The sequence below is a fragment of the Nocardia transvalensis NBRC 15921 genome (assembly GCF_000308875.1).
Classification (GTDB): Bacteria; Actinomycetota; Actinomycetes; order Mycobacteriales; family Mycobacteriaceae; genus Nocardia; species Nocardia transvalensis.
Map to the genome: position 1 here is coordinate 302,542 of NZ_BAGL01000002.1, position 24,515 is coordinate 327,056.

Here is a 24,515-nt window from a genome sequence, read left to right on the forward strand (position 1 = left end):
AGCGAGCCCGTCCATTGACTTGTGAGTACCCGAGAATGGCCCAAACAATGTCTGGCACACAAGTACCAGAGAGTGCCAAGCCCCAGGTAACAGGCCCGAAACACAAAAAGGCCCGCGAACCGATCGGTTCGCGGGCCGGGTTCGCGGGGCGGCTCAGCCGAAGATGAGGCCCTTGCCCTGCGCGACCGCCTTGGCGAAGCGCTCCTGCACGTCGGCCCAGTTGACCACGTTCCAGAAAGCCTTCACGTAGTCGGCCTTGACGTTCTTGTACTGCAGGTAGAAGGCGTGCTCCCACATGTCGACCTGCAGCAGCGGGATGATGCCCAGCGGCACGTTGGCCTGCTGGTCGTACAGCTGGAACGTCAGCAGCTTCTGGCCCAGGGTGTCGTACCCCAGGACCGCCCAGCCGGAGCCCTGCAGGCCGTTGGCGGCGGCGGTGAACTGCGCGCGGAACTTGTCGAACGAGCCGAACTGGTCGTCGATCGCGGCGGCCAGATCCCCGACCGGCTTGTCGCCGCCGTTGGGCGACAGATTCTTCCACCAGATGGAGTGGTTGACGTGTCCACCCAGGTGGAAGGCCAGGTTCTTCTCGTGCAGGAAGATCGCGCCGTGATCGTCGGCCTCGCGCGCCGCCTCGAGCTTCTCGAGGGCGGTGTTCACACCGGCGACGTAGGTCGCGTGGTGCTTGGAGTGATGGATCTCGTTGATCTGCCCGGAGATGTGCGGCTCCAGGGCGCCGTAGTCGTAATCCAGATCTGGCAGCGTGTACTCAGCCACGATGTCCCTTCCTCATGATGTCGGGCCGCGTGCGCCCGCAGGCTCTGCGGGCGCACCCAACCATCATTCGTACACCCGCTCGGTTGCAACCGGGTTCGACGCCCCCGGATTCCAATCTCGTCCCGGAATCCCACGGTATGGGCCGTGCACAGGGCGCGGCGGGGGATCGACGTGCACGACGCTAGTCCGTGCGGACGCGCCGTGCCCGGTTGCGTATACCCGGTCGGCGAGAATTCATCGCGATGATCACATGGGCGGGGCGACGTCCGGCAGCATGGTGCGCGGATCGCATGCGTCGTGCGCCTTCCACCAGCGCTGACCGCCGGCGACGAATTCGGCCGGGGTGATCGGGCGGCCGTCGGCGGTCTCGACCTCGAGGCCGGCGAACCACACCCGCACGTCGAGTTCGCGCGGGTCGATGCCCTCCTGCTGGGAGAACTCCAGCACGTGCTCGGCCGGGGCCGGGCCGAGGGTGGTGTCGAAACTGAGCAGCTCGCGCCACAGCGACCAGCCGCTCTCGTCGACATCGATGAAGTCCCAGCCGTGCAGCGCGCTGCCGCCGAAACCGGCGATCGCCTCGCTCAGCGTGTCCAGGGTGAGGGGGAAGACCTGCGGTTCCAGGTCGTCCCACTCCTGCCTGCGCAGGGAGGCGGCGACACGGCCGACGCCGGTCAGGGTCAGGAATACCCGGCGGTCCGCCGGTGGTGGGCCGCTGACCGGAAGAGTCAGGACCTCCAGTTCGAGTCGCAGCCGAGCGGCCGGGACATCGACCGTCAGGCCGAGGCAGGTGGCCTCGGCAAGCGCGGTGTTGAGCCCGGCCGAATCCAAACCGTCGAGTAACCCCCTGCTCGCGTCCATGAACCAAGGCTACCGATCGGTCCGGGCAGAGCCCGGGATTTCAGTTTCTCGCTAGTGTTGTCGTTTTTTTCGAAACCGAGGGAACCGAACGTCCCGACGCTCCGTCCAAGTAGTTGTCGGGATCGCGCCGCGGATCTCGGATACGTGCTCGACCTGCGGCGCGGTTTCCGCCTCGGCGGCGGGCGACCGCTCCGGGATGAGGAGGGGAGTCTCGGATCGGTTGCCCGCACCTGTGGATCAGGTTGTGGATTATGTGGATAACTAGGCACGCCGATGCGCACCAGCGGGCGGCTCCGAGGGCGTGACAGGCTCTGCGGGGCCGGAACAGACCGCGAGTACAGCGCCCGCGCCGGGCCGTGAACACCCATGGAACTCCCCGCCCTCCCGGCACCCGTGGCAGGATCGAAACCGTGACGAGCCCCGATATCCCCTCGGTGCCGGTCGACGAAGTGCCCGCCGAGTTCGACACCGGCAGTGCGGCCATCCTGCTCGACGTTCGCGAGGACGACGAGTGGCAGCTCGGACACGCGCCCGGCGCCCTGCACATCCCGATGGCCGACGTGCCCGCCCGCATCGATGAACTGAACTACGACGCCGAGATCTACGTGGTGTGCCGGCAGGGTGGCCGGTCGCTCCAGGTGGTGCAGTACCTCACGCACGTCGGATTCGACGCGGTCAACGTCCTCGGCGGCATGGTGGCCTGGCAGAAATCCGGCCGCCCGCTGACCGGCGCCGGCGACGACGAGGCGAAGATCTACTGATGGCTCGACTGAAAGGGGGCGGCGCCCGGTGAGTTCCGTCGTACAGCCCTGCGCCCGCTGCGGAGCGCGGTGGGCGGTGCAGGGCAGGCCGCTGCATTGGTGCCCGCGCTGCCGCGGTGTGCTGCTGTCTCCCGGACCGGTCGACGCGCCCGCCGAACGCCGCAACTACCGGTGGGTGGCGCGCCCGCCCGGTAAGCATCCGGCCGACACGCGGCAGACACGCCGTCCCCGCCCCGCCCCGGAGACCCCGCGATATCGCGAGATGCCGCGCTGGGGTCTGCGGGACGCGCCGCCGCGGCCCGCCGCGGTCGTGCGCGGCCGGTTCGCCGCTCTCCTCGAGCGCCGCGATCGGCTGCTGGTGGCCACCGCGATCGTGTTCGCGCTGGCGGCGCTCGCCGAATTCGTGCGCTACGGCATCCTGCTGTACAACCGCACCCGCCTGGTCTCGCCGGTCGGGCTGATCCTCTCGGATATCGCTGTGTACGTCACGGCCGTGCTGTCGCTGCTGCTCGCCCTGGCCGCCGCGCTGGCCCTGGTGGCCTGGCTGGTCGACGCCCGCCGGACCGCCTACGCGCGGGCCGGGAGCCGGGAACCCCGGACGCGGGCCGCGCTGTGGGGCGGATGCCTGATCCCGGTGGTGAATCTCGTGTATCCGGGGGTCTACCTGTCCGAGTTGGTCGCGCGCCGCGGCGGAGATCTCCGGGTCGTGCGGGCGGTGCGGATCTGGTGGGGCGCCTGGGTGCTGAACGGTGTGCTGGTGGCGGCCGCGCTGCTCTGGCGCTCCGCGGGATCGCTGCAGGCGCAGGCCGACGGTGTGGTGTTCACCGCGTACACCGATCTGGCCGCCGCGGCGGTCGCCGTGCTGTCGCTGTGGGTGGTCCGGCTGATCGAGGGCCGTGACCTGCGCGGACGTATCCGGTTGGAGAAGCGGTGGCTGGCCGCGGTGAGTACTTCGGCGCCCGTCATCGAGCCCGTGCACCCCGTGGCGGAATCGGATGGGCGCGCGCCGGATGCACCGGTCGGGAAGAATGACGGCTCCGAGCCGGCGGTCGACGCCGAGACCGAGCACGAGGAGGTCATGGCGAAGTGAGCCGAGACAATCGCGCGCCGTTCGTGGTGGCGCACCGCGGCGCCTCGGGCACCCGCCCGGAACACACCCTGGCCGCCTACGAGCTGGCGTTGCAGGAGGGTGCCGACGGTGTCGAATGCGATGTCCGGCTGACCCGCGACGGTCACCTGGTGTGCGTGCACGACCGCACGGTCGACCGGACCTCCTCGGGCACCGGCCTGGTGAGCGAGATGAGCCTGGACGAGTTGCGGCAGCTGGACTTCGGCGACGGCGGCGATGCCGGGGTGCTCACCCTCGGCGACCTGATCACGCTGGTGCTGGATTGGCGCAGCCGCCCCACCAAGCTGTTCATCGAGACCAAACATCCGGTGCGCTACGGCGCGCTGGTCGAGGCCAAGGTGCTGGCCGAACTGCAGCGCTTCGGCATCGCGACCCCGGCCTCGGCCGACCATTCGCGCGCGGTGGTGATGTCGTTCGCGGCCACCGCGGTGTGGCGGATCCGGCGCTCGGCGCCGCTGCTGCCGACGGTGCTGCTCGGCGAGTCCTCCCGCTACCTGGGCGGCAGCGCCGCGACCACGGTGGGCGCGACCGCGGTCGGGCCGTCGGTGAAGACCCTGCGCGACCATCCGGATCTGGTGGACAAGGCCGCCGCGGCCGGTCGGGCCACCTACTGCTGGACCGTGGACGCCGCGGAGGATGTGAAACTCTGCGCCGAACTCGGCGTCAGCTGGATCGCGACCAACCACCCCGGCCGCACCAAGGCGGTCCTGTCCTCGGTCTGAAACGGCCGATCCCTTCCCGTGCCCCTGCGCGGTGTGCGCAATCCGACACTGTAGGTTCACCGTTCGTGGGTAAGAGCAAACGAAATCAACCCAAGCCCGGCGGGAATCGGGCCCAGCGGCTGGCGGAGCGCCGCGCGGCGCAGGAGCAGGCGGCGCAGTCGGTGACGCGCCCCTTCGCCGGCCTGGCCGCCGAATGCGATCTCGTCGCGCTACGGGAGTTCGTGCCGTCGGCGACCGGGACGCTGCGGCTCTCGCCGAAGGCGTCGGCCACGCGGCCGGTCACCCTGGCCACCGTGCTGCCCGGGGCCGTCGCGGCGCTGGTGCGCGCGGGCGACGACCCGACCGGATTCGTCGCCGCCCAGGTGCAGTTCCAGTCCGACGATCCCGTGGCCGATCTCGCCGCCGCGATCCGGTGGACGCAGGACGCCGAGCCCGGCGAATCGCTGCAGGCCGCCGAGGGCCAGGACGAGGCGCCGGCGCTGTCCGACGTGATCGATCCGGACGCGGCGCTGGATCTGACCGTGCACCAGGACTTCAACTGGTGGGTGCCGGCAGGCGTGACCCCGGACCCGCAGGTCGCCGCCACCATCGAGCAGGCGAATCAGGCGATCATGCCGTCGGACCGGCTCGAACTGGACGCGGCCGGCGCCGCGTGGTGGGTCGACGCCGGCGAGAAGGCGCACCTGCGGTGGGTCCGCCCCGAGGACGAGGACGCGCTGATGCTGGCGCTGGCCCGGGTGCACGCGGCCGGCGGCCTGAACCTCGGCGAGGGGTCGCGGTTCGCGGGCTCGTTCCGCACCCACGGGCTGCTGGTGCCGGTCTTCGACCTCGACCGCAAGAAGCATCAGAACGAATGGGCCGCTCCCGCCGCCGAATTCGGCAAGCGCCTGGCCGAGGCCCTGGCCACCGACGCGCCCCTGACCTCCGACGAGCGGCGGTCGCGCGACGGGCTGCGCTCGCGTCAGGTCACTCTGCGCTAGTAGCGGAAAGGCTCGGCCCCGCGGTCGCCGCGGAGCCGAGCCTCGTCCACCCGTGGGGACGCCGTCAGATCGAGCCTCCGGCGGCGTGCGGTGCGCCCGACGTATCGTCCGGCACGCTCATCTCGCGGGAGACGAAATTCTCCAGATCGAACAGGTTGGAGCCGGCGCGATCGGTGACGGTGAGCAGCGTCGTCATCCGCGCGACCTCCTCGACCTGCTCCTTGAGGAACCACTGCATGAACTGCTCGCCGAGGTAGTCGCCCTCTTCCCGGGCGGTGCTCGCCAGCTGCACGATCTGATCGGTGACCGTCTTCTCCTGCTGCAGCGCCAGCGCGATCGGCTCGCGGGCGTTCTCGAACCGCGACTTCGCGCCGTCGACGCCCGTCAGTTCGATGCTCATATCGCGATCGAGGAAGTACTGCGCGATCATCATCGCGTGGTTGCGTTCTTCGACCGCCTGCTTGTAGAAGTACTTCGCCAGCACCGGGAGGTCCGCATTGTCGAACCAGACTGCGATCGCGATGTACTGATGTTCGGCATTGAATTCGTGCCGAATCTGATCGTGCAGCAAACTGTGGAACTTGCTGCGGTGAGTTTCGGGGTGGCTGGACATGAATACGACATTAATGCTGGTCATCGTGGCTGTCATCCAAGTACACCCTTATTGAGTACAGCCTAATTGAGGGAAGTATTGCCTTATCGGATTCGCGTTTTCCCAGCAATTCCGGGCGCCGCCGGATCCTGTTTCCGGGAAATTCCCATCTCGCGTGTGACGAAGTCCTCGATATCGAACAGGGTGCCGCCGGGACGGTCGAAGACCGCCAGCAGGGTGGTCATCCGGGCGACCTCGTCGAGCTGGCCCCGCTGGAACCACTGGATGAACTGCTCGCCCACGTAGTCGCCGGTCTCCCACGCGGTGCGGGTCAGCGCGTGCACGCGTTCGCTCAGCCACTGCTCCCGGCGCAGCATGAACTCGATTGCCGCGCGGGCCGATTCGAAGGACGGCACGATCTCGTCCAGACCGCCGACCGCCACCGGGACATCGCGGTCGAGCAGATATCGGATCATGCGCAGCGCGTGGTCGCGCTTGGTCTCGGCGCCGCCGTAGCAGACCCCCGCCAGCCGCGGGAGCCGTAGCGCGTCCAGGTATACCGCGGCCGCGAGATATTGCTGCGCGGCGGTGAATTCGTGGCGGATCTGATCGCGCAACAATTCGGGAAAGGGGCGTTCATCGTCGTCCGGGTGCTGACCGTCGTCGGGCATGTTTCGACGCTACCGCGTGATCAAATCCTCGGGGACGGCCTTGTCGGATGCCAGGGCGTCGAAGAACCGGCCCGCCTTCTCCTTGTCCCACAGCAGGACGCTGCCGCTGCCGGAGACGGTGTCGAAGCCGCCGATCGGAACCGTCGTCGAGACCGTGTCGCCGCGCAGCGCCCAGCCGAGCAGGGCCACGTCCCAGATGTGGTCGCCGTTGTCGACCTGCAGCGAATCGGCCAGGCCCTGCGCCAGCGGCCACAGTCGCAGCGGGTTGATCAGCGTTCCGGTGTCGGTCGACTTCTTCAGCAGCGCCGAGAGGAACATCTGCTGGTTGTGCATGCGGTCCAGATCCGCGCGCGGGGTCGCGCGGGTGCGGACGAAGCCGAGCGCCTGGGCCCCGGACAGGCGCTGGCACCCGGCGGGCAGGTCGATTCCGGCCAGCGGGTCGTCGATCGCGTCGGGCAGGCACATATCGATGCCGCCGACCGCGTCCACCATGCCCGCGAAACCGCCGAAGCCGATCTCCGCGAAATGGTCGATGTGCAGGCCGGTGACCGTCTCGACGGTCTGGGTCAGCAGTTTCGGCCCGCCCGCCGAGAACGCCGCGTTCAGCTTGTCCCTGCCGACGCCCGGAATCGGGACGTAGGAGTCGCGCGGCAAGCTCACGATGGTCGTCTTGCCCGACTTCGGAACGTGCACGAGCATGATCGTGTCGCTGCGCTGGCCGCCCGCGTCCTGGCTGTCGCCGGTGGACAGCTCGCTCTCCTGATCGGCGGTGAGGCCAAGGCGGCTGTCCGAACCGGTCAGCAGCCAGTTCGTGCCCGGTGTGTCGCCCACGCGGTCCTTGTAGTCGCTGAGGGCGTCGACGCGGTGCAGCGAGCGGTCCAGGTAGATCGCGCCGGCGATCGGCAGGATCAGCAGGATGATCAGGATCAGCAGCAGCCAGCGTCCCCAGCGCCGCTTGCGGCGCATCCGGGGTTCCGGCGGCGGCCGGTCCCGATCCCGGCGGCGGGGCGGGGCCGACGGCGGTGGCGGGGGCGGCGCCTCCCGATAGGGGACCGGGCGCTGGGTGGGCGCGTGCGTCATGGGTTCCGGCGGCGGCCCGCCGCGGCGGAAGCGCGGCTGATTCTGCGGCGGCACCTGCGAATAGGCCAGCGCCTGATCGTGGCCGTCGCGTCGCATCACCTGGGTCGGCTCGATCGGCGGCCGCCGGGGCGGTTCGCCGCCGGGCTGCCGCCGGTTCGCCGGGGGAGGTCCGGGACGCCCGGGGCCTGGCGGCGGCACCCGGCGCGTCCGCGCGTACTGCTGGGGGTCGTCGCCGTTCATCACCGAGATGCTACTGACCCGGCCCGCCGGAGGGTTCATCTCGAACAGATGACAGTTCTCACGTGTATCGCGGCATTCTCATGGCAACCAGGAGACATGGCCGTGCAGCACGGTGTATCCGATATAGGCGACGGTGTCGATGGTCGCGTGCGCCAGGATCAGCGGCCACAGCCGGTTCGTGCGCTGCCAGAACGTGCCGAACACCAGGCCCATCACCAGATTTCCGAGGCCGCCGCCGAGTCCCTGATACAGGTGGTAGCTGCCGCGCAGCAGCGCCGAGGCCACCAGCGACCGGTTCTCCGACCAGCCCAGCGCGCGCAGCCGCGTGATGAGATACGCCACCACCAGCACCTCTTCGGCAACGGCATTCGCCATCGCCGACAGCACCAGCGCCGGCAGCCGCCACCAGTGGTCGCCGAGCGAACTCGGCACGATGGTCACGCTCATCCCGAGCGCGTGTGCGATCAGATACAGCGCCAGGCCGGGCAGGCCGATGAGGGCCGCCAGCGCCAGCCCCGGCAGGACGTCCCCTTTCAGCCGGATGCGCGCCAGTCCGATCAGCCGCGGCCCGAACCCGCTGCGCCACAACAGGTACAGGCCCAGCGCCGCCCAGCCCGCCAGCCGGAGCACGCTCAACAGCTGGAACAGCAGATCGATCGTCGACTGCGTGGCTCGCGACGGGTTCAGCGCCACGCTCTGCCCGCCGACCCCGCCCGGCGACAGCGCGCTCTCGAGCAGCGACAGGGCGGCATTGGCCCCGCTCAGCCCGAACGTGACGACCAGGACGATCGCGATCTCGAGCCGTATCGCGGTGCGCTGCTGTCCGGTATCGGCGGGGAAGACCATGCCCGCCAATCTATGTGCGCCCGGCGTCTACTCCGCGGCGGCCACGGCGTCGCTGAAGATCGCGCGGTGGCCGGCCTGTCAGATTCGGCGCATGCCGTGCAGGAACGGGCACCCGGCGAGGATGCGCACCGCGCGGCTGAGGGCCTGGATGTCGTCGACGGGGGATTCGAACGGGAGGCGGACGTCGTGGTCGCCCTCCGCGCTCTCCACCCGCAGCGTCACGCCGTAGCGGTCGATGGCCAGCGGATGCACCGTGCCGCCGCGGAGGCGGACGGGAAGGTGGCGGGCCAGCTGGGCGACGACATCGGCGTGATCGGCGTCCATGTGCTGCAGCCAGGCCGACTCCAGCTCCCAGAACGGATCGGGGCGGGCCGAGCGCAGCTGCTCCAGGCAGGCCGAGGCGGCGCCGCTGGAGTCGGCGACGACCGCCGAGTCGATGACCACGCGCAGCAGCGTGGTGGTGTGGCCGACGTCGAGCAGCGCGGGGTGCGGATGCTCCTTGGCCACCTCGCCCGCCAGCGCGCGCTGGGCGTACTGCGGCACGGCGCGGACCCGGCCGCGCAGCCACACCAGCGACCGCACCGGCTCGCGCAGGGGGAGCGGGGCCATATCGGTGAGTTCGAGCACCGCGGGGGAGCCGAGCGGTCCGAAGGCGGCGGCCACCGCGGCCGAGTCGAGGGGCACCGCGATGACGGCATCGCCGCACGCCCGCAGGTGATGCACGGACGTCGGGACCGGATCGGCGCCGGGCATGGCGAGGACCGCCTGCTCGGCGTGTGCGCTCGCGCTGCGCACCCGCTCGGCCGTGGACGGTGCGGCGGTGGTGGTCGTGCGGGGCATGCGTCCTCCCAGATGTCCGGACCCGGCGCTGTATTAGGTAAACCTAAGCTAAGTGAAGGCGAGGCGGAGCGCAAGCATTGCGATCGCTACGGTGGAAACCGTGCCGCACGATTCGAGCTCCGCCTCCGAGCCGGTCCTGGTGTCGCTGGGTGTTCCGGCCACCGCCCACGCGAGCCTCGTGGACGGCCTCGTCCGCCCCGCACCCGCGGTGCCGGATGCGCCGGTACTCGACGGCGACGCCCCTGACGAGCAGGTTTCCGCATTCCTGGTCGGCGCCGCCCATACCGAGATCGGGTTCGTGGCCCGCGTCGAGTCGGGGGAGCGGGCGCTGGCGATCGTCGCGGCCACCGCCGCCGCGCTGTGCGGCGAGGACATCCGCGCCGCGCTGCGCCGCCCGGACATCGCCTTCCTGCGCGGCCTGAAACCGCCGGCCGTGCACGCGCTGCGCGAGGTACTGCTGGCGGTCGAGTCGGACACGCCCGACGAGGTGGCCCATCACCTCGGCGTGCTGGCCTCCTGACATCGCGCAAACTCCGAGCCTGTACCCGACTCCTCGGTAATGTCGTATCCGTGCCGCGTATCGCCTATTTCGGGCCGTCGGGAACCTTTACCGAGATGGCCCTCGCCAAGCTCGAGTCCGCGCGCGTGTTCGACGGTCCGGTCGAACGCGTCGCCGCACCCAGTCAAGGTGCCGCCCTCGAGATGATCCGCTCCGACGAGGTCGACGGCGCGGTGGTGCCGATCGAGAGTTCCGTCGAGGGGTCGATCTCGACGACCCTCGACGCGCTCGCCCTCGGCCCGCGCCTGCAGATCGTGGCGGAGACCGAACTGGATGTCGCGTTCACGATCGTGGCCCGTCCCGGCGTCACGCTGGACGAGGTGCGCACGATCGCCGCGTATCCGGTGGCCGCCGCCCAGGTGCGGATCTGGCTGGAACGGCAGCTGCCGCGGGCGCGGATGTACGTCTCGGCCTCGAACGCGGCGGCGGCGGAGGATGTGGTGCAGGGGCATGCCGAGGCGGCCGTCTCCACGACGCTGGCCGGCGAGCGGATGGGCCTGGCGGTGCTGGCGTCCGGCGTGGCCGACCACGATCAGGCGGTGACCCGCTTCGTCCTGGTGACCCGGCCGTGCGAGGCGCCGGCGCGCACCGGCGGCGACCGGACCTCGCTGGTGGTGCTGGAACTGGCGAACGAGCCCGGTGCGTTGATGCGGGTGTTCGCCGAATTCGCGACCCGCGGAGTCGATCTCACCCGGATCGAGTCGCGGCCCACCCGCACCGGAATGGGCACCTACCGCTTCTACCTCGACTGCGTCGGCCATATCGACGATGTCGCGGTGGCCGAGGCGCTCAAAGCGCTGCACCGCACGGCCGGCCGGATCCGCTTCCTGGGCTCGTGGCCGGCGAGTTCGCCGAGCGGCACCCCGCCGCCGCCCGACGCACCGGCGGCGGCCTGGCTGGACGATCTGAAGAAAGGCAAGGCCGACCTGTGAACGACCGTGTAGGCGCCGGCGCGACCAACCGGGCCGGCCGGCTGATCCTGGTCCGGCACGGGGAGACCGAGGGCAATGTCGCCAAGGTGCTCGATACCGAGCTGCCCGGCCTGCCGCTGACCGAACGCGGTGTGGCGCAGGCGAAATCGTTCGCGACGAATCTCGCGGCCGCGCCGCGGCGGCTGTTCAGCTCGGCGGCGCTGCGGGCCCGGCAGACCGCGGGGCACATCGAATCGGTGACGGGCGTCCCCGCCGAGGTCGTCGACGGGGTGCACGAGGTGCAGGTCGGCGAGCTCGAGGGCGCGAATTCCGCGGCGGCGCACGAGGTGTTCCAGAGCGTCTACCGCCGCTGGCACCTGGGCGAGCTGGAGGTGCGCCTGCCCGGCGGCGAGAACGGGCAGGAGGTGCTCGACCGGTATCTGGCCGTGCTGGATCACCTGCGCGAGACCTATCTGACGCCCGGCGACGTCTCCGAGCGCGGCGACATCCTGCTGGTGAGTCACGGCGCCGCCATGCGCCTGGCCGGCCGGGCGATCGGCGGTGTGGCGCCGCCGTTCACGACGAACAACCACCTGGACAACACCGAGACGATCGAACTGGTCCCGCGCTACGCACCGCGGGTGGACGGGGCGACATTCCTGGGCTGGGAGTGCGCGCGGTGGGGCCGCTACACCCCGCCCTTCGGAACGGACGTGGAGCCCACCGCCGACGATCCGATGGGCTGAACGTCCGTTCCGGTCAGGTGCCGAGCGGCGAGGCGGAGCCGGAGCCGAACGGGAAGTCCTCGCGCAGCGGCATCGAATTGATCAAGTCCTGCAAAGCGATTCGCAGACGGGCCGGGGTGCCCGTGCTCAGCGACGACCACTTCACCTCGTCCTCGGAGACGCTCGTGGTCGAGATGAACCGGCCGTGGCGCGTGTTGAAGACGGAGATGTGATTGGGCGTGAAATCGCGGCTGCCGTCGCCGTAGACGACACCGATGATCTCCGCGGCGGACTCGATCTCCACCAGTGCCGCGGCGAGGGTCTGCGCGTCCTGGGCCGGCCGGCCGATCTCCGCCAGCCGCCGCGCGGTCGCGGCGGTGTCGCCCGTGTCGCCCAGGATCGGGGCCAGCTCCTCGGTCGGCGCGTTCATGCCGTACAGCTCCAGCGGCGGGGCCGATCCGAGCGCGGCGATCACCGTGCCCGGCAGATCCGGCCCGACCTCGTCGACGACGAAGGAGTTCTGCCCGCGCAGGACGACGACCTCCAGTTCGTCGCCCTTCGCGATGCACAGCCGGTTCACCGAATCGGCGACGATCCAGCGCATCTCGAGCGCCCAGTGCGGACGCTCGAGCGCCCGGAGGCGCTCCGCCAGATCCGGCAGGACCTCCTCACCGAACAGCAGTTCCCGATCGGTGAGGGATTGTTCCGCGCCGGACATGGCCTGGGAGTAGGTGTCCTCGGTGTCGTAGTACCGGTTCGCGGCGAGGACGACGGGGATGTTGGTGAGTTCCAGCTTCTGCAGCAGGAACTGGAACTCGTGGAACGACAGCACGACCGCCTCCAGCATGGAGGGGCCGTGGCCAGCGCCCAACACCGTCACCTAGCGCTCTCCGCGGAGGGGTCGCCACCGATGACGCCGGGCGCGATGAGCCCGCCCTCGCCGATGTGGTCCCCCCGCAGGTATTCGTTGCGCTTGTGCTCCGCCTCGTCCTCGTCGGCATGCCCCTGGTTGCCGAGCAGCGGATTGCCGCCGGTGCCGGCCGTGCGGGCCGGGGCGGGAGCGCCCGCCTGGCTCGCGGTCGGAACCGGGTCGACGGTCGTCGTCGGCGCTGTGCCCGGCGTGGCGCCGATGGCGCCCGCGCCCCAGCCCTCGGGCAGCTTCAGCGAACCGGCGTTGTTGCCGATGCCGACGGTCGAGTTGCCGGAGAACGACACCGCGCGCGTCGACGCGCCCGCGGCCACCCCGCCGCCGGCCATGCCGACCCCCGCCATCATGGGCCCGGCGAAGCTCGGCACGCCGGAGCTGCCGTGCACGGCCGAGGAGATCGCGGTGCTCGCGGCGCTGCCCGCGCTGGACACACCGCTGGCGGCCATCGACGCCGCCGACTGCGCGGCCTGCGTCGCGGTGCTGATCACGGACGGGTTGCTCGCCACGGCCTGCGCCGCCGCGATGGTGGCCTGCAGCGGGTCGCTCGGGTTGGCCTGCATGACCGCGCCCTGCGCGGCCTGCCCGCCCTCGGCGGCCGAACCCGCGCCCGGGACGATCGGCGGCGGCATGAGGAATTCGCCCGGCGTGGTCGCGATGAAGGTGGTCGCGGCCTCGTAGACCTCCATGACCGCCGCGGCGCGCGCGTCCATCGCGACGCGCGCGGCCTCGGCCAGCGCAAAGCTGCCGGAGACGATCCCCGGCGGGGTGTGCGCGGCGGTGACCGCGGCGTTGGTGGCGATGATCTCGGGCGGGCTCGGCATGGCGAGCGCGGCGACACCGTAGGCCGTGGCGTTACCGGTGGCCTTGGCGGCCATGGTGGCCGACATGGCGGTCTGCTGGCCGGCCCAGCCGAGGAAGGTGGTCAGCTTGGCCAGGGCGGCGACACCACCGAGGCCCTCCATGCCGACGCCGACCTCGGCCATCGTGCGCGCGACGGTGGTGCTGGCCTCGGCCCACACCGCCCCGAGCGCGCCCCAGGCCGTCGCGGCCGCGACGATCGGGACCGCGTGCGCGCCACTGTGCAGCGTGGCGCTGTTGACTTCGGCGGGACGGAGTTCCCAGATCGCCCCGGTGATCCCTGCAACCATGTTCGTTACTCCCCTGTGCGGTACAAGTGGCTGTGGTGGTCCGGAGGCTAAACCTGCGTGGCGCCGCCGATGGCGGCGTTGACGGCGGCGACGCTGACGGCCTGGACCGCGTCGTCGGCGAGGAAGCTCGCGCACTGCATGCGCAGCGAGTGCGCGGCGTGGTGCAGTTCGAGCGCCCCCTGCGCGACCGCACCGTCGTGCGTCATGGCGGCGTGGTTGAAGTGGCCCGCGGCGAGTAGGGACACCTCCTCGCAACCCGAGGGAAGCACATGGGTCGCCGGACCGCTGAGCGCGGACGCGGCCATCAGACGCTCCGCGAGTAGATCCAGTTCTGCCGAGGCCGCGAGCATCAGCTCGGGCGACAAAAGGAATTTGCCAACCATGACTCGAACCCCTTCTAGTGGCGGCTGTACATCTGCCGGGCCGACATACGTCTGCCCTTCGGTGGAACCACGAGAATTCCCCCTACGAGTTGATTGGACGTGACGGACCGCGGTTCGGTTCCCTCAGGTCCCCAATCATTTTCGGCTTGACCCGCTTCGCGGGTCAAGACTAGCCCCATCCCAGCTGATGGAGGCGGTCTTCGTCAATCCCGAAGTAGTGAGCAATCTCATGGATCACCGTGATCGCGACCTCCTCCACCACGTCCTCGTCGGTGTCGCAGATCCCGAGGATCGCCTCGCGGTAGATCGTCACGGTGTCGGGCAGCGCGCCGCCGTACTGGCTGTCGACCCGCTCGGTCAGCGAAATGCCGTGGTACAGGCCGAGTAGGTGGGGATCCTCGGGATGGCGCGGCTCGATCAGCACCACCACGTTGTCGATGGCGCGGGCCAGTTCCGCCGGGATCATGTCGAGCGCCTCGCCGACCAACTCCTCGAAGCGGTCGTCGGACATCGAGACGGCCATGCCCCGACTCCGTTACCGCGGCTGCGGCGGAACCGGGGCGGGCGCGGCGCCCGGCAGCGGCGCCGGGGTGGAACGGCCGGAGTTCGGCGGCGCCACCGGGGCCTGGCCGTCGATCGTGATGTCGCCCTTGGCCGATCCGACGATCGTCGAGAAGCCGTCCTGAGAACCCTTGCCCACCAGGCAGTTCAGCTTGTGGCTGCCGACCAGCCAGCTGCGGGTGTCGAGGTTGTCCCAGAAGATGGTGAGCGTCTTGTTGATCAGCGCGTCCTGGCCGCCCATGTAGTCGTCGGAGGCGTGCGAGCACTCCTCCTGCATGAACTTGTCCTGGTCGCCGTTGTCGGGCGGGCCGCCGGTGAAGTGCGCGCCCAGGTCCACCACCGACATCACCTCGTACGCATGCGGTTTGGCGCAGTCGGTCGGCTCGTTGGTGGGCAGGCTCTGGCTGATGCCGATGCAGGTGCCGGATTCGAAGGTGCGCGACTGGTCGCTGTCGCGGACCCGGCCGGTGGACTGCTGGCTGGCATTGCCGGTGGCGCTGACCGTTTGCAGTCCGCACCGGATGGTGCGGTCGCCGTTGCGCCAGCCCGGCTCGCCCGGATTGATCATGCCGACCACGAACCGGCCGCGCGGATCGAGGCGGCCGCCGAGGTAGGCCGCGGCGGCGGGGCCACAGTGCTCGTCGCGCAGCTCGGCGAAGCGCAGCGAATCGGGAAAGCGCGAGCCCGGCCCGAATTCGCGGCCCGGATACCGGCTCAGGTCGATATCGGCGGTCACCTCGAACAGGTGCTTGTCCGAGCAGTTGACCTTGTTCAGGTCGAGCGTCTTGGCATTGGTCCACGACAGGCAGTCGCCGGAGCGCGCGCTGCCGAAGGCGCCGGCGGCCCGGCCGGGCGGCGCCGGGGAGCCGGGATCGTGCGCCTCCAAACCGTGCGAACTGCGGAACCCCGAGATGAACATGGTCACCAGCGCGGCCACCACCGCGCCGATCGCCACCGCCAGCAGGCCCCAGCGCATCTTGTGCGCGGGCAGGTGCAGCCGACCGGACGCGGTGCGCGCGGTCGAGGACCGTTTCGCCCTCCGCCGTCCGGACTCACCGGGTTCGGGCGCCTGGGGCACATCATCGGTGGACATCGCGCTCCATCATGACAGCGCGTTCCGGGCCCCGCCACGAGCCTCCCTGGATCGGCGCGGATATCCCGTGCGCAGGCCGTATCCCCGCCTATTGGGCGTACCTCCGCATTCGCCCCGGCCGTGCGCGGCCAAGGGCGGCTTCGCCGACGGCACCTATTAGGCTGATGGCCCATGATCGACCTCCGATTCCTGCGCGACGATCCGGATGCGGTGCGCGCCTCCCAGCGGGCCCGCGGCGAGGATCCGGCGCTGGTGGACTCCCTGCTCGAGGCCGACGCCGCCCGCCGCGCCGCGGTTGCCACCGCCGACAACCTGCGCGCCGAGCAGAAGGCGCTGGGTAAGAAGGTCGGCAAGGCGTCCCGGGAGGAACGCCCCGCATTGCTGACCCTCGGGCAGGAGCTGGCGGCGAAGGTCAAGGAGGCCGAGGCCGCCGAGAACGCCGCGGACGCCGCCCTGGAGACCGCGCAGCGCGCCCTGTCGAACGTCGTCCAGGAGGGTGCACCGGCCGGCGGCGAGGACGACTACGTCCTGCTCGAGACCGTCGGCACGCCAACAGAATTCGACTTCGAGGTCAAGGACCACCTGGAACTCGGCGAATCGCTCGGGCTGGTGGATATGGAGCGCGGCGCCAAGGTGTCCGGGTCGCGGTTCTACTTCCTCACCGGCTACGGCGCGCTGCTGCAGCTGGGCCTGCTGCAACTGGCGGCACAGCGGGCCACCGCCAACGGCTTCACCATGATGATCCCGCCGGTGCTGGTGCGCCCGGAGGTCATGGCGGGCACGGGATTCCTCGGCCAGCACTCCGCCGAGATCTACCACCTGCCCGACGACGACCTGTACCTGGTCGGCACCTCCGAGGTGCCGCTGGCCGGGTACCACTCGGGCGAGATCCTCGACCTCTCCGCCGGGCCCAAGCGCTACGCGGGCTGGTCGTCGTGCTTCCGGCGCGAGGCGGGCAGCTACGGCAAGGACACCCGCGGCATCATCCGCGTGCATCAGTTCGACAAGGTCGAGATGTTCGTCTACTGCCGTCCGGAGGACGCCGACGCCGAGCACCGGCGGCTGCTGTCCTGGGAGAAGGAGATGCTGGCCGCGCTCGAGGTGCCCTATCGGGTGATCGACGTCGCGGCCGGTGACCTGGGCAGCTCGGCGGCGCGCAAATTCGACTGCGAGGCGTGGGTGCCCAGCCAGGGGACCTACCGCGAACTCACCTCCACCTCGAACTGCACCACCTTCCAGGCCCGCCGGCTGTCGGTGCGCTACCGCGACGACAACGGCAAACCGCAGATCGCGGCCACGCTGAACGGCACCCTGGCGACCACGCGCTGGCTGGTCGCGCTCTGGGAGAACCACCAGCAAGCCGACGGCTCGGTACGCGTCCCGGCGGCGCTGGTGCCGTTCGTCGGCCGGGAGGTCCTGGAACCGTTGCGGTAACTGAAAATTCGCAGAAGGTCGTGAAACGGTGCACGTGCACCCGTACGTGCGCCGCGAAACCGGGAAATCGGCGACTTTGCCCGCCGATTCCTGCCGATGTGTCTACTGTGCGGGGCAACTGTGTCTAGGCTAGGCAGCGTGCGAGGAATCGGGTCTGGCGGCGATACCCGCACGCGGGTGCGAACGGCGTCGGCGCTAGCGACGGCAATGGTGATGGCTCGGACCACCGGGGCGTTCTACGTGATGGGTGGGGTTCTGGGCCTGCTGATCACGGCCATCGCCCCGGGTGACGAGGGAAATCGGCCGCTGGTGGGTATCGCGGCGGGCATCGCGCTGCTGCTCGGGATCAGCCTGCTCATCTGGGGTCCCCGGCTGCCGCACTCGATCCACCACGCCTACGTCGCGGTCGCGACGGTCCTGGTCACGGTCGCGGTGCACTGGTTCCCGAATACGGTCGGCGGCATCAGCCTGGCCGCGTTCTACGTCTTCGTCGCCTGCGACGCGGCCATATTCTTCGCCTGGCAGTGGGTTGCGGCGCATGTGCTGTTCGCCGTCGCGCTGTGCCTGTGGGTCGTGCCCTCGCGCGGACTGCCGTGGTGGGCGGGCATGATCCCGGCCGGGGTCACCGTGGGGGCCGGCATCGTCGTCGGGATCCTCACGCGGATGGCGTCGGACGCCGACATCGATGTCCTGACCGGACTGCTGAACCGCCGCGGATTCGATCGCGCCCTCAATGCCGCCATCGCGCACGCGAGCCGCAGCGGGCAGGGGCTGGCGCTGGTCCTGGTGGACCTGGACCGCTTCCAGAAGATCAACGACCACCTCGGTCACCGCGCCGGCGACGCCGTGCTGCAGCGCGTCGCCGACACCTGGGCCAAGTTGCTCGGGCCGGATCAACGCCTGGCCCGCTACGGCGGCGACGCGTTCGCGCTGCTGCTGCCCGACACCACCGAACAGGCCGCGATCCTGCTCACCGAACAGCTGCGCGCGGCGGTGACGACGGGCTGTTCGGCGGGCGTCACCTCCTGGCAGCCCGGTGAATCCGGATCCTTGCTGGTCAGCCGGGCCGACGTGGGGCTGTACCGGGCCAAGCAGGCCGGTCGCAACCGGACGGTGCTGGAGTCGTCGCGGCAGCTGCCGCTGGCGGTCGAACTACGCGAGGCCATCGACAAGGGCGCGCTGGACGTGCACTACCAGCCGATCGTGAGCCTGTCGGAGGGCGGCGGCAAGGCCGTCGGCGTCGAGGCGCTGCTGCGCTGGTCGTCGAGCGCCCAGCCGGACGTCACCACCGAGGGCCTGATCCGGGTCGCCGAGGAATACGACCTGATCTCCGATCTGGACGAGCTGGTCCTGCGGCGGGCCTGCGCCGACGCGGCGCGCCTCCAGGAGACCTTCGCCCAGCTGGATCTGACCCTGAACGTCAATGTGAGCGGCCTGGAACTGGCCGAACCCGAATACGCGGACCGGGTCGCCGGAATCCTCGCCGATACCGGCTGGCCCGCCGACCAGCTCGTCCTGGAGGTCACCGAGAGCGAGCTGGCCGCCGAATCCCAGACGGCCCTCGCGAATCTGCACATGCTGCGGGATCGGGGCGTCCGCATCGCCATCGACGACTTCGGCACCGGGTACTCCTCGCTGAGCCGCCTGGCCACCATCCCGAGCGACATCCTGAAGGTCGACCAGTCCTTCGTCGCCGCCATCCGCTCCGACACACCCGCCCCGCCGCTGCTCGGCGTCATCGCCGCGCTGAGCAAGTCGCTGGATCTGCAGGTCATCGCGGAGGGCGTGGAGACGGAGTACCAGGCCGCGGTGCTCACCGAGCTGGGCTTCGCGCTGGCCCAGGGCTATCACTACAGCGATTCGCATCCGGTCGCGGAGCTGATCGACGATCTCAACGACCGGCACGGCCTGGTGGGCGCGGGTCGCGAATTCTCCACCAACGGATGGGTTCCGGTCGACAACCCGTTCGATACGGGCGCGCAGAACTAGCGTTGCGCGCGGCGCCGCGGTCGCGCCGTCCGGGAGAATCGGGCCGGTGCGCAGATCGGTGGGTATCGGGTCCGGGTTGTGTATCGGCGCGGGGGTGGCGGTACAGGGCCGAGTGAACGGGGCGCTGGGGGAGCGTTTGCAGGACGGGATCGCCGCGGCGGTGATCAGTTTCGGATCCGGGCTGGCGGTCCTGTGCGTGGTCTACGTGGTGAACGGGAGCCTGCGGGCGGGTGTGCGCCGGACGTGGCGCGCCGTCGCCGACGGCGGTCTGCGCTGGTGGCAGTTACCGGGCGGGCTGTGCGGGGCCTTTTTCGTTGCCTGCCAAGGGCTTACCGTCGCGGCGATCGGGGTCACGGCGTTCACGGTGGCGACCGTCGCGGGACAGCTGACGAGCAGTCTGGCGGTGGACCGGCTCGGCGTGGGGCCGACCGGGCGGACTCCCGTGACGACGATGCGCCTCGCGGGCGCGGCCCTCGCCCTGGCGGCGGTGGTCGTCTCGGCCGCCGGCGGCTCCGGATCCGATCACCCGCCCTCGGCCGCCGGTGATCTCGTGCGCGGTGTGCCCCCGGCGGTGCTGGTGCTGTTGCCCGCGCTCGCCGGCATCGGATTGGCGTGGCAGCAGGCGATGAACGGGCGGATCGGCGTGGTCGGCGGGCCCTATTCGGCCACGCTGGTCAATTTCGCGACCGGGCTGGTCGGCCTGCTCGTGGTGGAATCCCTGGTGCTGGCCAGGACCGGATGGCCGGATCACCTCCCCTCCGCCCCGTGGCTGTACCTCGGCGGCGTCATCGGTGTCGTGTTCATCGCGCTGGCGGCCCTGGCGGTGCGCTGGATCGGCGTCCTGCTGCTCGGTCTCACCTCGGTCGCGGGTCAGCTGCTCGCGGCCGTCGTCCTGGATATCGCCGCGCCCGCGGGCCCCGGACTGTCCGGCACGACGGTGGCCGGGGTCCTGCTCACCCTCGTCGCGGTCGCCGTCGCCACCCGCAGCCCGGTGCGCCCGGAACCGGCCCGGGACGCGTCCTGACCTGTGGGAGCGATCTCGGGTGCGATCATCGGTAGCTGAGGTGACGTCGAGGAAGGGGCCGGTGTGCGGGAACTGAATGTAGCGGTGATCGGCTACGGCCTGGCCGGATCGGTGTTCCACGCACCGCTGGTCGCCGCCGAACCGAGAATGCGGGTGGCCGCCGTGGTGACCTCGTCCGCCGAGCGCGGCGACCGGGCGCGCCACGAATATCCGGGAGTGCGGGTGATCGCCCGGGCCGAGGACCTGTTCGCCGACCCGGACGGGATCGACCTCGTGGTGGTGGCGACCCCGAACCGCACCCACGCACCCTTGGCGATACAGGCACTCGAGGTGGGCCTGCCGGTGGTCGTCGACAAGCCGTTCGCGCTCACCGCGGCCGAGGGCGAGGAGGTGATCGCCGCCGCCGACCGGGCCGGAAAACTGCTCACGGTATTCCAGAACCGGCGCTGGGACAGCGACTTCCGTACCGTGCGGCGGCTGATCGCGGACGGCAGCCTGGGCACGGTGCGGCGCTTCGAGTCCCGGTTCGAGCGCTGGCGGCCGGAGACCAAGGGCGGCTGGCGGGAGGCCGGAACCGCCGCGGACGGCGCGGGCATCCTCTACGACCTGGGCAGCCACCTGGTCGACCAGGCGCTCACCCTGTTCGGCCCGGTCTCGGACATCTACTGCGAACTGGACACCCGCCGCGAGGGCGTGGGAGCCGACGACGACGCCTTCCTCGCCCTCACCCACGCCTCGGGCGTGCACTCCCATCTTTGGATGAGCGCCGTCGCCCCGCAACTGGGCCCGCGCTTCCGCGTCCTCGGCTCCACCAGCGGCTACGTCACCTACGGCCTCGACCCCCAGGAGGAGGCCCTCCGCTCCGGCCGCCGCCCCGGCGACGGAACCCCCTGGGGCATAGTCGAAGCCGCTCAGTGGGGCCTCCTCGGCGCCGAGGGCGACACCCACCCCACCCCCACCGAACCAGGCGACTACCCGGCCTTCTACACCCAGGTGGCTGACGCTGTCCTACATGGCGCTCCGGTCCCGGTGAACCCCCGCGATGCCGTCGCCACGCTGAACGTACTGGAACAAGCACGAGCCTCAGCGATCACGGCCCAGGCGTAAGAACCCTGTTGCCCGGCGTGCCCGAAAGGCACGAGGTTGGGCAGGGGTAGGCGAAAGATGCTCCGCCGTTCGGCCTTTCGCCGCAGGCTTGTTGTGCGACCGTGCACTCATGCTGGTCGAAACCGGGGTGTGGGTGGTGCGGGTGACCGTGGCGGCCGTGTTCGGGCTGTCGGCGTGGGGGAAGCTGGCGGATCGGGCGGGGACGCGGAAGGCGGTGGGGGACTTCGGGGTTCCGTTGCGGTGGGCGCCGGGGGTGGCGTGGGCGCTGCCGGGGGTGGAGGCGGTGCTCGCGGTGGCGGTGTTGCCGCCGTGGACGGCCGTGCCCGCGGCGGTAGCGGCGGCGCTACTGCTGGTGGTGTTCACGGCGGCCGTGATCCGGTTGCTGCGGAGCGGGAAGCGCCCGCCCTGTTCGTGTTTCGGCACGGTGACCAGCGCGCCGATCGGGTGGGGCACGGTGCTGCGCAACATCCTGCTGCTGGCCGTGACAGTCGTCGCCGCGTGGGGATCCCGCGTGTACCCGGCGATCCCGGACGGCCTGCCGACCGATCGCACCGTCGGCACCCTGACAGCGGCGGCCCTGATCGCGACGCTGGTCCGGTTGTTCAGTGAGATCCGCGCGGTGCGCCGCCGGCTGGACGAGCAGGCACTGTCGACGCTCGGCGCGGAGGGCCTCCCGGCGGGCGCGGTGGCGCCGGAGTTCGAACTCCTGGACACCGCGGGCGGGCGCACCGACCTCGCACATCTGCTGGCCCCGGGCAGGCGCCTGCTCCTGGTCTTCGTGCATCCGGGCTGTGAACTGTGCGCGGCCCTGGCGCGGGAACTGCCCCGCTGGCACGCGCGCACCGCCGACACCCTGACGATCGCGGTGGTCGGCAACGGCGACCTCGACGAGCACCGCCGCTGGGGCCGGGACCAGCGGCTGGGCGATATCCCGGTGCTGGTCCAGCAGGGCAACGAGGCCGCCCTGCGCTACCGGGTGCGCGGCACCCCCTCGGCGGTGCTGATCGGCGCCGACGGCCGGGTGGCCGCCCCCGTCGCGCGCGGAGCCATGGCCACCCGGGAGTTGATCATAGGGGCGAAAACCACCGCGCGACACTGACTTTATTGCAGCACAGTCGATTTCGTAAAAGCGGGCAGGTCGGCCGCATTACCATCGATTCGCAACGGCGCGCGTCCCTACCCCTTCACCACTCATCGAGGTGAAACACCATGGCGGACTTCGCATTCACCGACTACTCCGGCAAGGAATTCGTCATCCGGCTGACCAACGACCAGCGGATCGAGGAGGCACGCCGGATCCTGTCCGGCGAGGAAACGATGTCGGTGCACGTCATGGGCCGGATCCGCAAACAACCGGCCGAATACAACCCGGGGTGGAGCTTCCACCTCGATCCGGACACGATCACGTTCTTCACCATGGCCATCGAGGTCTGCGACGCGAGCATCACCTACGTCGACGACCACCTGGACGAGGCCTGCGGCGCGTTCCTGCCCGGCTGCTTCTGGTGTCCGTGGTCCTCGCGCCTGACGCGCGAGATCAGATAGGGCGAGCGCGAGCTGCGTTCACACCAGTTTGCGTGAGCGCAGCTCGTGCCCCTTGGACGTCTTGCAGCGCCCGCTCTCCAGATCCCACTGCCAGCCGTGCAGGTTGCAGGTCAGCGTGGTGCCTTCCACCACACCGAATTTCGACAGATCGGCCTTCAGGTGCGGGCAGCGCCGCTGCACCTCCCAGCCGTCGAGTTCGCAGGACGCCGAATCGTCGTGCGCCTCGGAGAACCAGCCGTCGGCGTAGGCGATGCGCTCGTCGGTGAGGCATTTGAAGAACGTGTACAGGTACTCGTTGTAGCCGCCGATCCGCCACGCCTGGAAGCGGGTGGACAGGAAGATCGTGTTCACCCAGTCCGGCTCGTCGTCGCGCAGGACCGTCCGCACCAGCTGCGGGTCGATGCGGAATCCGTAGCGGTACTTGCCTTCTCCGTCGATCGGGCCGCGCACCACGCGCTTGGGGAAGTCCAGCACCACGGTCTCGTCGCCGAGGACCAGGCCGACCGGATAGCCGATGCCGTCGCAGATCAGGTCGCTCTGCGCCATGATCGGCTCGAACAACTCCTTCAGCTGCGGCAGCAGCGGGCCGTCCCCGCTCGCCCAGGATGCCTTCTCGGCGGCCAGGACCGGTGCCATGCGCTGCGCCATATCCTCGATGTAGGCGGCCTTGTCGTCGTAGATCTCGCCCGGATCGAACGGATGGCTCAACTCCAGGTCGGCCCCGCGCACATCCGCGACCGATCCCGGAATCATCAGCACGCCACCGGCATTGCCGTGGATGCGCATCTGCTCCAGGAAGACCATCTGGTCCGGGAAGATATTGCCCTCGTCGCCGTGGTCGTCGTTGAGGTAGCGCAGCTCGTCGTCGAGGAAGACCGGCGGGCCCGCGGACGGCACCACCCAGGTCGCCCCGACCTGCTCGATATAGCTGCGGGCCCGGTCCATGCCGCGCTGCCGCTTCTGCTTGCCGAAGTTGGACTTCGTCTTCTTCGGGATGTCGTAGACCATCGGGTACCAGATGGCCCCGGAGTACTGCAGCAGATGGATGTCCACATGCCCGAACTGGTCGTGCAGCACGTCCATATCGACCGGCCGGGCGTCGTTCATGTTGAAGCACACCGTCTCGCCGTCCGAGACGACCAGACCGGAGTCGCCGATCGGGCCGTCCGCGGGCGCGCGCAGCGCGATGATCATGATGTCCATCTCGCCGCCCGGGCCGGTGACGGTGTGCTTCACCGAATCCTCGGTCTCCACGAAGCGCTGGAAGCCGAGCTTCTCCAGTTCACGGCGCAGATCCGGCACCGGGTAGTCGGGCAGCAGGACGGTGGCGTCCTTGTTGACGTGCTCGGCGAGGTTCTTCGCGTCGAAGTGGTCGCGGTGCAGGTGCGAGACGTACAGGAAATCGCAGTTGCCCAGGTCGTCCCAGTCGAGCCGGGTGTTGTCCGGGAACGGGAACCACGATCCGAAGTACGCCGGGTTCACCCACGGATCGCAGAGGATCGTCCCGGCCGCGGTACGGATGTGAAATCCGGCGTGTCCGACACTGGTGATCTGCACGAAGAAGTCCCTCCTGAACCGATATCAGCCACCCAGGTTAGTCGTGTCCGATTCA

General features: G+C 70.1%; 26 protein-coding genes. 13 read left to right on the top strand and 13 right to left on the bottom strand.

Annotated features, from left to right (window positions below; genetic code table 11):
• Positions 1–153: 153 nt before the first annotated feature.
• Positions 154–777, bottom strand: a complete 624-nt coding sequence (locus tag ON41_RS01605; protein ID WP_040744314.1) for a superoxide dismutase — start codon at positions 775–777, stop codon at positions 154–156.
• Between the two features lie 246 nt (positions 778–1,023).
• On the bottom strand, positions 1,024–1,635 hold the full coding sequence (locus ON41_RS01610) for a hypothetical protein (RefSeq protein WP_040744316.1): 612 nt from the start codon (positions 1,633–1,635) through the stop codon (positions 1,024–1,026).
• 410 nt (positions 1,636–2,045) lie between these two features.
• On the opposite strand from ON41_RS01610, the gene ON41_RS01615 reads away from it, so the two are divergent.
• The 4 genes from ON41_RS01615 (at position 2,046) to ON41_RS01630 (ending at position 5,227) form a co-directional block, all read left to right on the top strand.
• Positions 2,046–2,396, top strand: a complete 351-nt coding sequence (locus ON41_RS01615; protein ID WP_174411276.1) for a rhodanese-like domain-containing protein — start codon at positions 2,046–2,048, stop codon at positions 2,394–2,396.
• 28 nt (positions 2,397–2,424) lie between these two features.
• Positions 2,425–3,486 (top strand): DUF4328 domain-containing protein, encoded by a 1,062-nt coding sequence (locus ON41_RS01620; protein ID WP_040744318.1) that lies wholly within the window; start codon positions 2,425–2,427, stop codon positions 3,484–3,486.
• Complete coding sequence (locus ON41_RS01625; RefSeq protein WP_040744321.1) at positions 3,483–4,247, top strand: glycerophosphodiester phosphodiesterase; 765 nt, start codon at positions 3,483–3,485, stop codon at positions 4,245–4,247. The genes ON41_RS01620 and ON41_RS01625 overlap by 4 nt, the downstream gene beginning before the upstream one ends.
• Positions 4,248–4,312: 65 nt before the next feature.
• Complete coding sequence (locus ON41_RS01630) at positions 4,313–5,227, top strand: DUF5926 family protein (RefSeq protein WP_040744323.1); 915 nt, start codon at positions 4,313–4,315, stop codon at positions 5,225–5,227.
• 64 nt (positions 5,228–5,291) lie between these two features.
• Here ON41_RS01630 and ON41_RS01635 read toward each other — a convergent pair whose 3' ends face one another.
• The 5 genes from ON41_RS01635 to ON41_RS01655 all read right to left on the bottom strand — a co-directional run bounded on the left by ON41_RS01635 (position 5,292) and on the right by ON41_RS01655 (position 9,496).
• The gene (locus tag ON41_RS01635) at positions 5,292–5,840 is read right to left on the bottom strand and encodes a ferritin (protein WP_040744324.1); all 549 of its coding nucleotides are present in this window, start codon (positions 5,838–5,840) and stop codon (positions 5,292–5,294) included.
• Positions 5,841–5,923: 83 nt separating this feature from the next.
• Positions 5,924–6,490 (bottom strand): ferritin, encoded by a 567-nt coding sequence (locus ON41_RS01640; protein WP_040744327.1) that lies wholly within the window; start codon positions 6,488–6,490, stop codon positions 5,924–5,926.
• 9 nt (positions 6,491–6,499) lie between these two features.
• The gene (locus ON41_RS01645) at positions 6,500–7,810 is read right to left on the bottom strand and encodes an LCP family protein (RefSeq protein WP_085995589.1); all 1,311 of its coding nucleotides are present in this window, start codon (positions 7,808–7,810) and stop codon (positions 6,500–6,502) included.
• 78 nt (positions 7,811–7,888) lie between these two features.
• A complete protein-coding gene (locus ON41_RS01650; RefSeq protein ID WP_040744329.1) occupies positions 7,889–8,656 on the bottom strand; it encodes a CPBP family intramembrane glutamic endopeptidase in 768 nt (255 codons plus the stop codon).
• Between the two features lie 78 nt (positions 8,657–8,734).
• Positions 8,735–9,496 (bottom strand): DUF2470 domain-containing protein, encoded by a 762-nt coding sequence (locus ON41_RS01655; RefSeq protein ID WP_040744330.1) that lies wholly within the window; start codon positions 9,494–9,496, stop codon positions 8,735–8,737.
• Between the two features lie 100 nt (positions 9,497–9,596).
• On the opposite strand from ON41_RS01655, the gene ON41_RS01660 reads away from it, so the two are divergent.
• The 3 genes from ON41_RS01660 to ON41_RS01670 are packed head-to-tail and all read left to right on the top strand — an operon-like array spanning position 9,597 to position 11,712.
• Positions 9,597–10,016: a hypothetical protein gene (locus ON41_RS01660; protein WP_040744582.1), complete on the top strand. Its 420-nt coding sequence runs from the start codon at positions 9,597–9,599 to the stop codon at positions 10,014–10,016.
• Between the two features lie 50 nt (positions 10,017–10,066).
• Positions 10,067–10,987 carry a prephenate dehydratase gene (gene pheA, locus ON41_RS01665; RefSeq protein ID WP_040744332.1) on the top strand — a complete coding sequence of 307 codons (921 nt, stop codon included), beginning with the start codon at positions 10,067–10,069 and terminating at the stop codon, positions 10,985–10,987.
• Positions 10,984–11,712, top strand: a complete 729-nt coding sequence (locus ON41_RS01670; RefSeq protein ID WP_051160848.1) for a histidine phosphatase family protein — start codon at positions 10,984–10,986, stop codon at positions 11,710–11,712. Before pheA ends, ON41_RS01670 begins: the two co-directional genes overlap by 4 nt.
• Positions 11,713–11,725: 13 nt before the next feature.
• Here ON41_RS01670 and ON41_RS01675 read toward each other — a convergent pair whose 3' ends face one another.
• From ON41_RS01675 to ON41_RS01695, 5 genes are all read right to left on the bottom strand, one after another.
• Positions 11,726–12,571 carry an ESX secretion-associated protein EspG gene (locus tag ON41_RS01675; RefSeq protein WP_051160849.1) on the bottom strand — a complete coding sequence of 282 codons (846 nt, stop codon included), beginning with the start codon at positions 12,569–12,571 and terminating at the stop codon, positions 11,726–11,728.
• Positions 12,568–13,767: a PPE family protein gene (locus tag ON41_RS01680; protein WP_040744334.1), complete on the bottom strand. Its 1,200-nt coding sequence runs from the start codon at positions 13,765–13,767 to the stop codon at positions 12,568–12,570. Before ON41_RS01680 ends, ON41_RS01675 begins: the two co-directional genes overlap by 4 nt.
• Positions 13,768–13,814: 47 nt before the next feature.
• Entirely contained in the window at positions 13,815–14,150 is a 336-nt protein-coding gene (locus ON41_RS01685) for a PE family protein (RefSeq protein WP_040744336.1), read from the bottom strand.
• Between the two features lie 169 nt (positions 14,151–14,319).
• Positions 14,320–14,673: a metallopeptidase family protein gene (locus ON41_RS01690; RefSeq protein WP_040744337.1), complete on the bottom strand. Its 354-nt coding sequence runs from the start codon at positions 14,671–14,673 to the stop codon at positions 14,320–14,322.
• A gap of 12 nt (positions 14,674–14,685) precedes the next feature.
• Positions 14,686–15,804, bottom strand: coding sequence for a septum formation family protein (locus tag ON41_RS01695; protein ID WP_040744339.1), 1,119 nt, complete (start codon positions 15,802–15,804; stop codon positions 14,686–14,688).
• A 171-nt stretch (positions 15,805–15,975) separates the two neighbouring features.
• On the opposite strand from ON41_RS01695, the gene serS reads away from it, so the two are divergent.
• From serS to ON41_RS01725, 6 genes are all read left to right on the top strand, one after another.
• Complete coding sequence (gene serS / locus ON41_RS01700; protein WP_040744341.1) at positions 15,976–17,238, top strand: serine--tRNA ligase; 1,263 nt, start codon at positions 15,976–15,978, stop codon at positions 17,236–17,238.
• A gap of 213 nt (positions 17,239–17,451) precedes the next feature.
• Positions 17,452–19,227 carry a putative bifunctional diguanylate cyclase/phosphodiesterase gene (locus ON41_RS01705; RefSeq protein WP_246460944.1) on the top strand — a complete coding sequence of 592 codons (1,776 nt, stop codon included), beginning with the start codon at positions 17,452–17,454 and terminating at the stop codon, positions 19,225–19,227.
• Positions 19,228–19,273: 46 nt separating this feature from the next.
• The gene (locus tag ON41_RS01710) at positions 19,274–20,251 is read left to right on the top strand and encodes a DMT family transporter (protein WP_085995583.1); all 978 of its coding nucleotides are present in this window, start codon (positions 19,274–19,276) and stop codon (positions 20,249–20,251) included.
• Positions 20,252–20,314: 63 nt separating this feature from the next.
• Complete coding sequence (locus ON41_RS01715) at positions 20,315–21,358, top strand: Gfo/Idh/MocA family protein (RefSeq protein WP_040744347.1); 1,044 nt, start codon at positions 20,315–20,317, stop codon at positions 21,356–21,358.
• A 109-nt stretch (positions 21,359–21,467) separates the two neighbouring features.
• Positions 21,468–22,457 carry a MauE/DoxX family redox-associated membrane protein gene (locus ON41_RS01720; RefSeq protein WP_040744349.1) on the top strand — a complete coding sequence of 330 codons (990 nt, stop codon included), beginning with the start codon at positions 21,468–21,470 and terminating at the stop codon, positions 22,455–22,457.
• Between the two features lie 110 nt (positions 22,458–22,567).
• A complete protein-coding gene (locus ON41_RS01725) occupies positions 22,568–22,903 on the top strand; it encodes a BP74-related protein (protein WP_040744350.1) in 336 nt (111 codons plus the stop codon).
• A gap of 18 nt (positions 22,904–22,921) precedes the next feature.
• Here ON41_RS01725 and ON41_RS01730 read toward each other — a convergent pair whose 3' ends face one another.
• On the bottom strand, positions 22,922–24,460 hold the full coding sequence (locus ON41_RS01730) for a Rieske 2Fe-2S domain-containing protein (protein WP_040744352.1): 1,539 nt from the start codon (positions 24,458–24,460) through the stop codon (positions 22,922–22,924).
• Positions 24,461–24,515: the final 55 nt, after the last annotated feature.

Excerpts from the sequence above, each read along its gene's own strand:
- ON41_RS01685 (WP_040744336.1), bottom strand. The coding sequence starts at position 14,150 with ATGGTTGGCAAATTCCTTTTGTCGCCCGAGCTGATGCTCGCGGCCTCG.
- ON41_RS01695 (WP_040744339.1), bottom strand. The coding sequence starts at position 15,804 with ATGTCCACCGATGATGTGCCCCAGGCGCCCGAACCCGGTGAGTCCGGA.
- ON41_RS01705 (WP_246460944.1), top strand. The coding sequence starts at position 17,452 with ATGGCTCGGACCACCGGGGCGTTCTACGTGATGGGTGGGGTTCTGGGC.
- serS (WP_040744341.1), top strand. The coding sequence starts at position 15,976 with ATGATCGACCTCCGATTCCTGCGCGACGATCCGGATGCGGTGCGCGCC.
- ON41_RS01725 (WP_040744350.1), top strand. The coding sequence starts at position 22,568 with ATGGCGGACTTCGCATTCACCGACTACTCCGGCAAGGAATTCGTCATC.
- ON41_RS01610 (WP_040744316.1), bottom strand. The coding sequence starts at position 1,635 with ATGGACGCGAGCAGGGGGTTACTCGACGGTTTGGATTCGGCCGGGCTC.
- ON41_RS01680 (WP_040744334.1), bottom strand. The coding sequence starts at position 13,767 with ATGGTTGCAGGGATCACCGGGGCGATCTGGGAACTCCGTCCCGCCGAA.
- ON41_RS01690 (WP_040744337.1), bottom strand. The coding sequence starts at position 14,673 with ATGGCCGTCTCGATGTCCGACGACCGCTTCGAGGAGTTGGTCGGCGAG.
- ON41_RS01720 (WP_040744349.1), top strand. The coding sequence starts at position 21,468 with ATGCTGGTCGAAACCGGGGTGTGGGTGGTGCGGGTGACCGTGGCGGCC.
- ON41_RS01635 (WP_040744324.1), bottom strand. The coding sequence starts at position 5,840 with ATGTCCAGCCACCCCGAAACTCACCGCAGCAAGTTCCACAGTTTGCTG.
- ON41_RS01640 (WP_040744327.1), bottom strand. The coding sequence starts at position 6,490 with ATGCCCGACGACGGTCAGCACCCGGACGACGATGAACGCCCCTTTCCC.
- ON41_RS01650 (WP_040744329.1), bottom strand. The coding sequence starts at position 8,656 with ATGGTCTTCCCCGCCGATACCGGACAGCAGCGCACCGCGATACGGCTC.
- ON41_RS01655 (WP_040744330.1), bottom strand. The coding sequence starts at position 9,496 with ATGCCCCGCACGACCACCACCGCCGCACCGTCCACGGCCGAGCGGGTG.
- ON41_RS01645 (WP_085995589.1), bottom strand. The coding sequence starts at position 7,810 with ATGAACGGCGACGACCCCCAGCAGTACGCGCGGACGCGCCGGGTGCCG.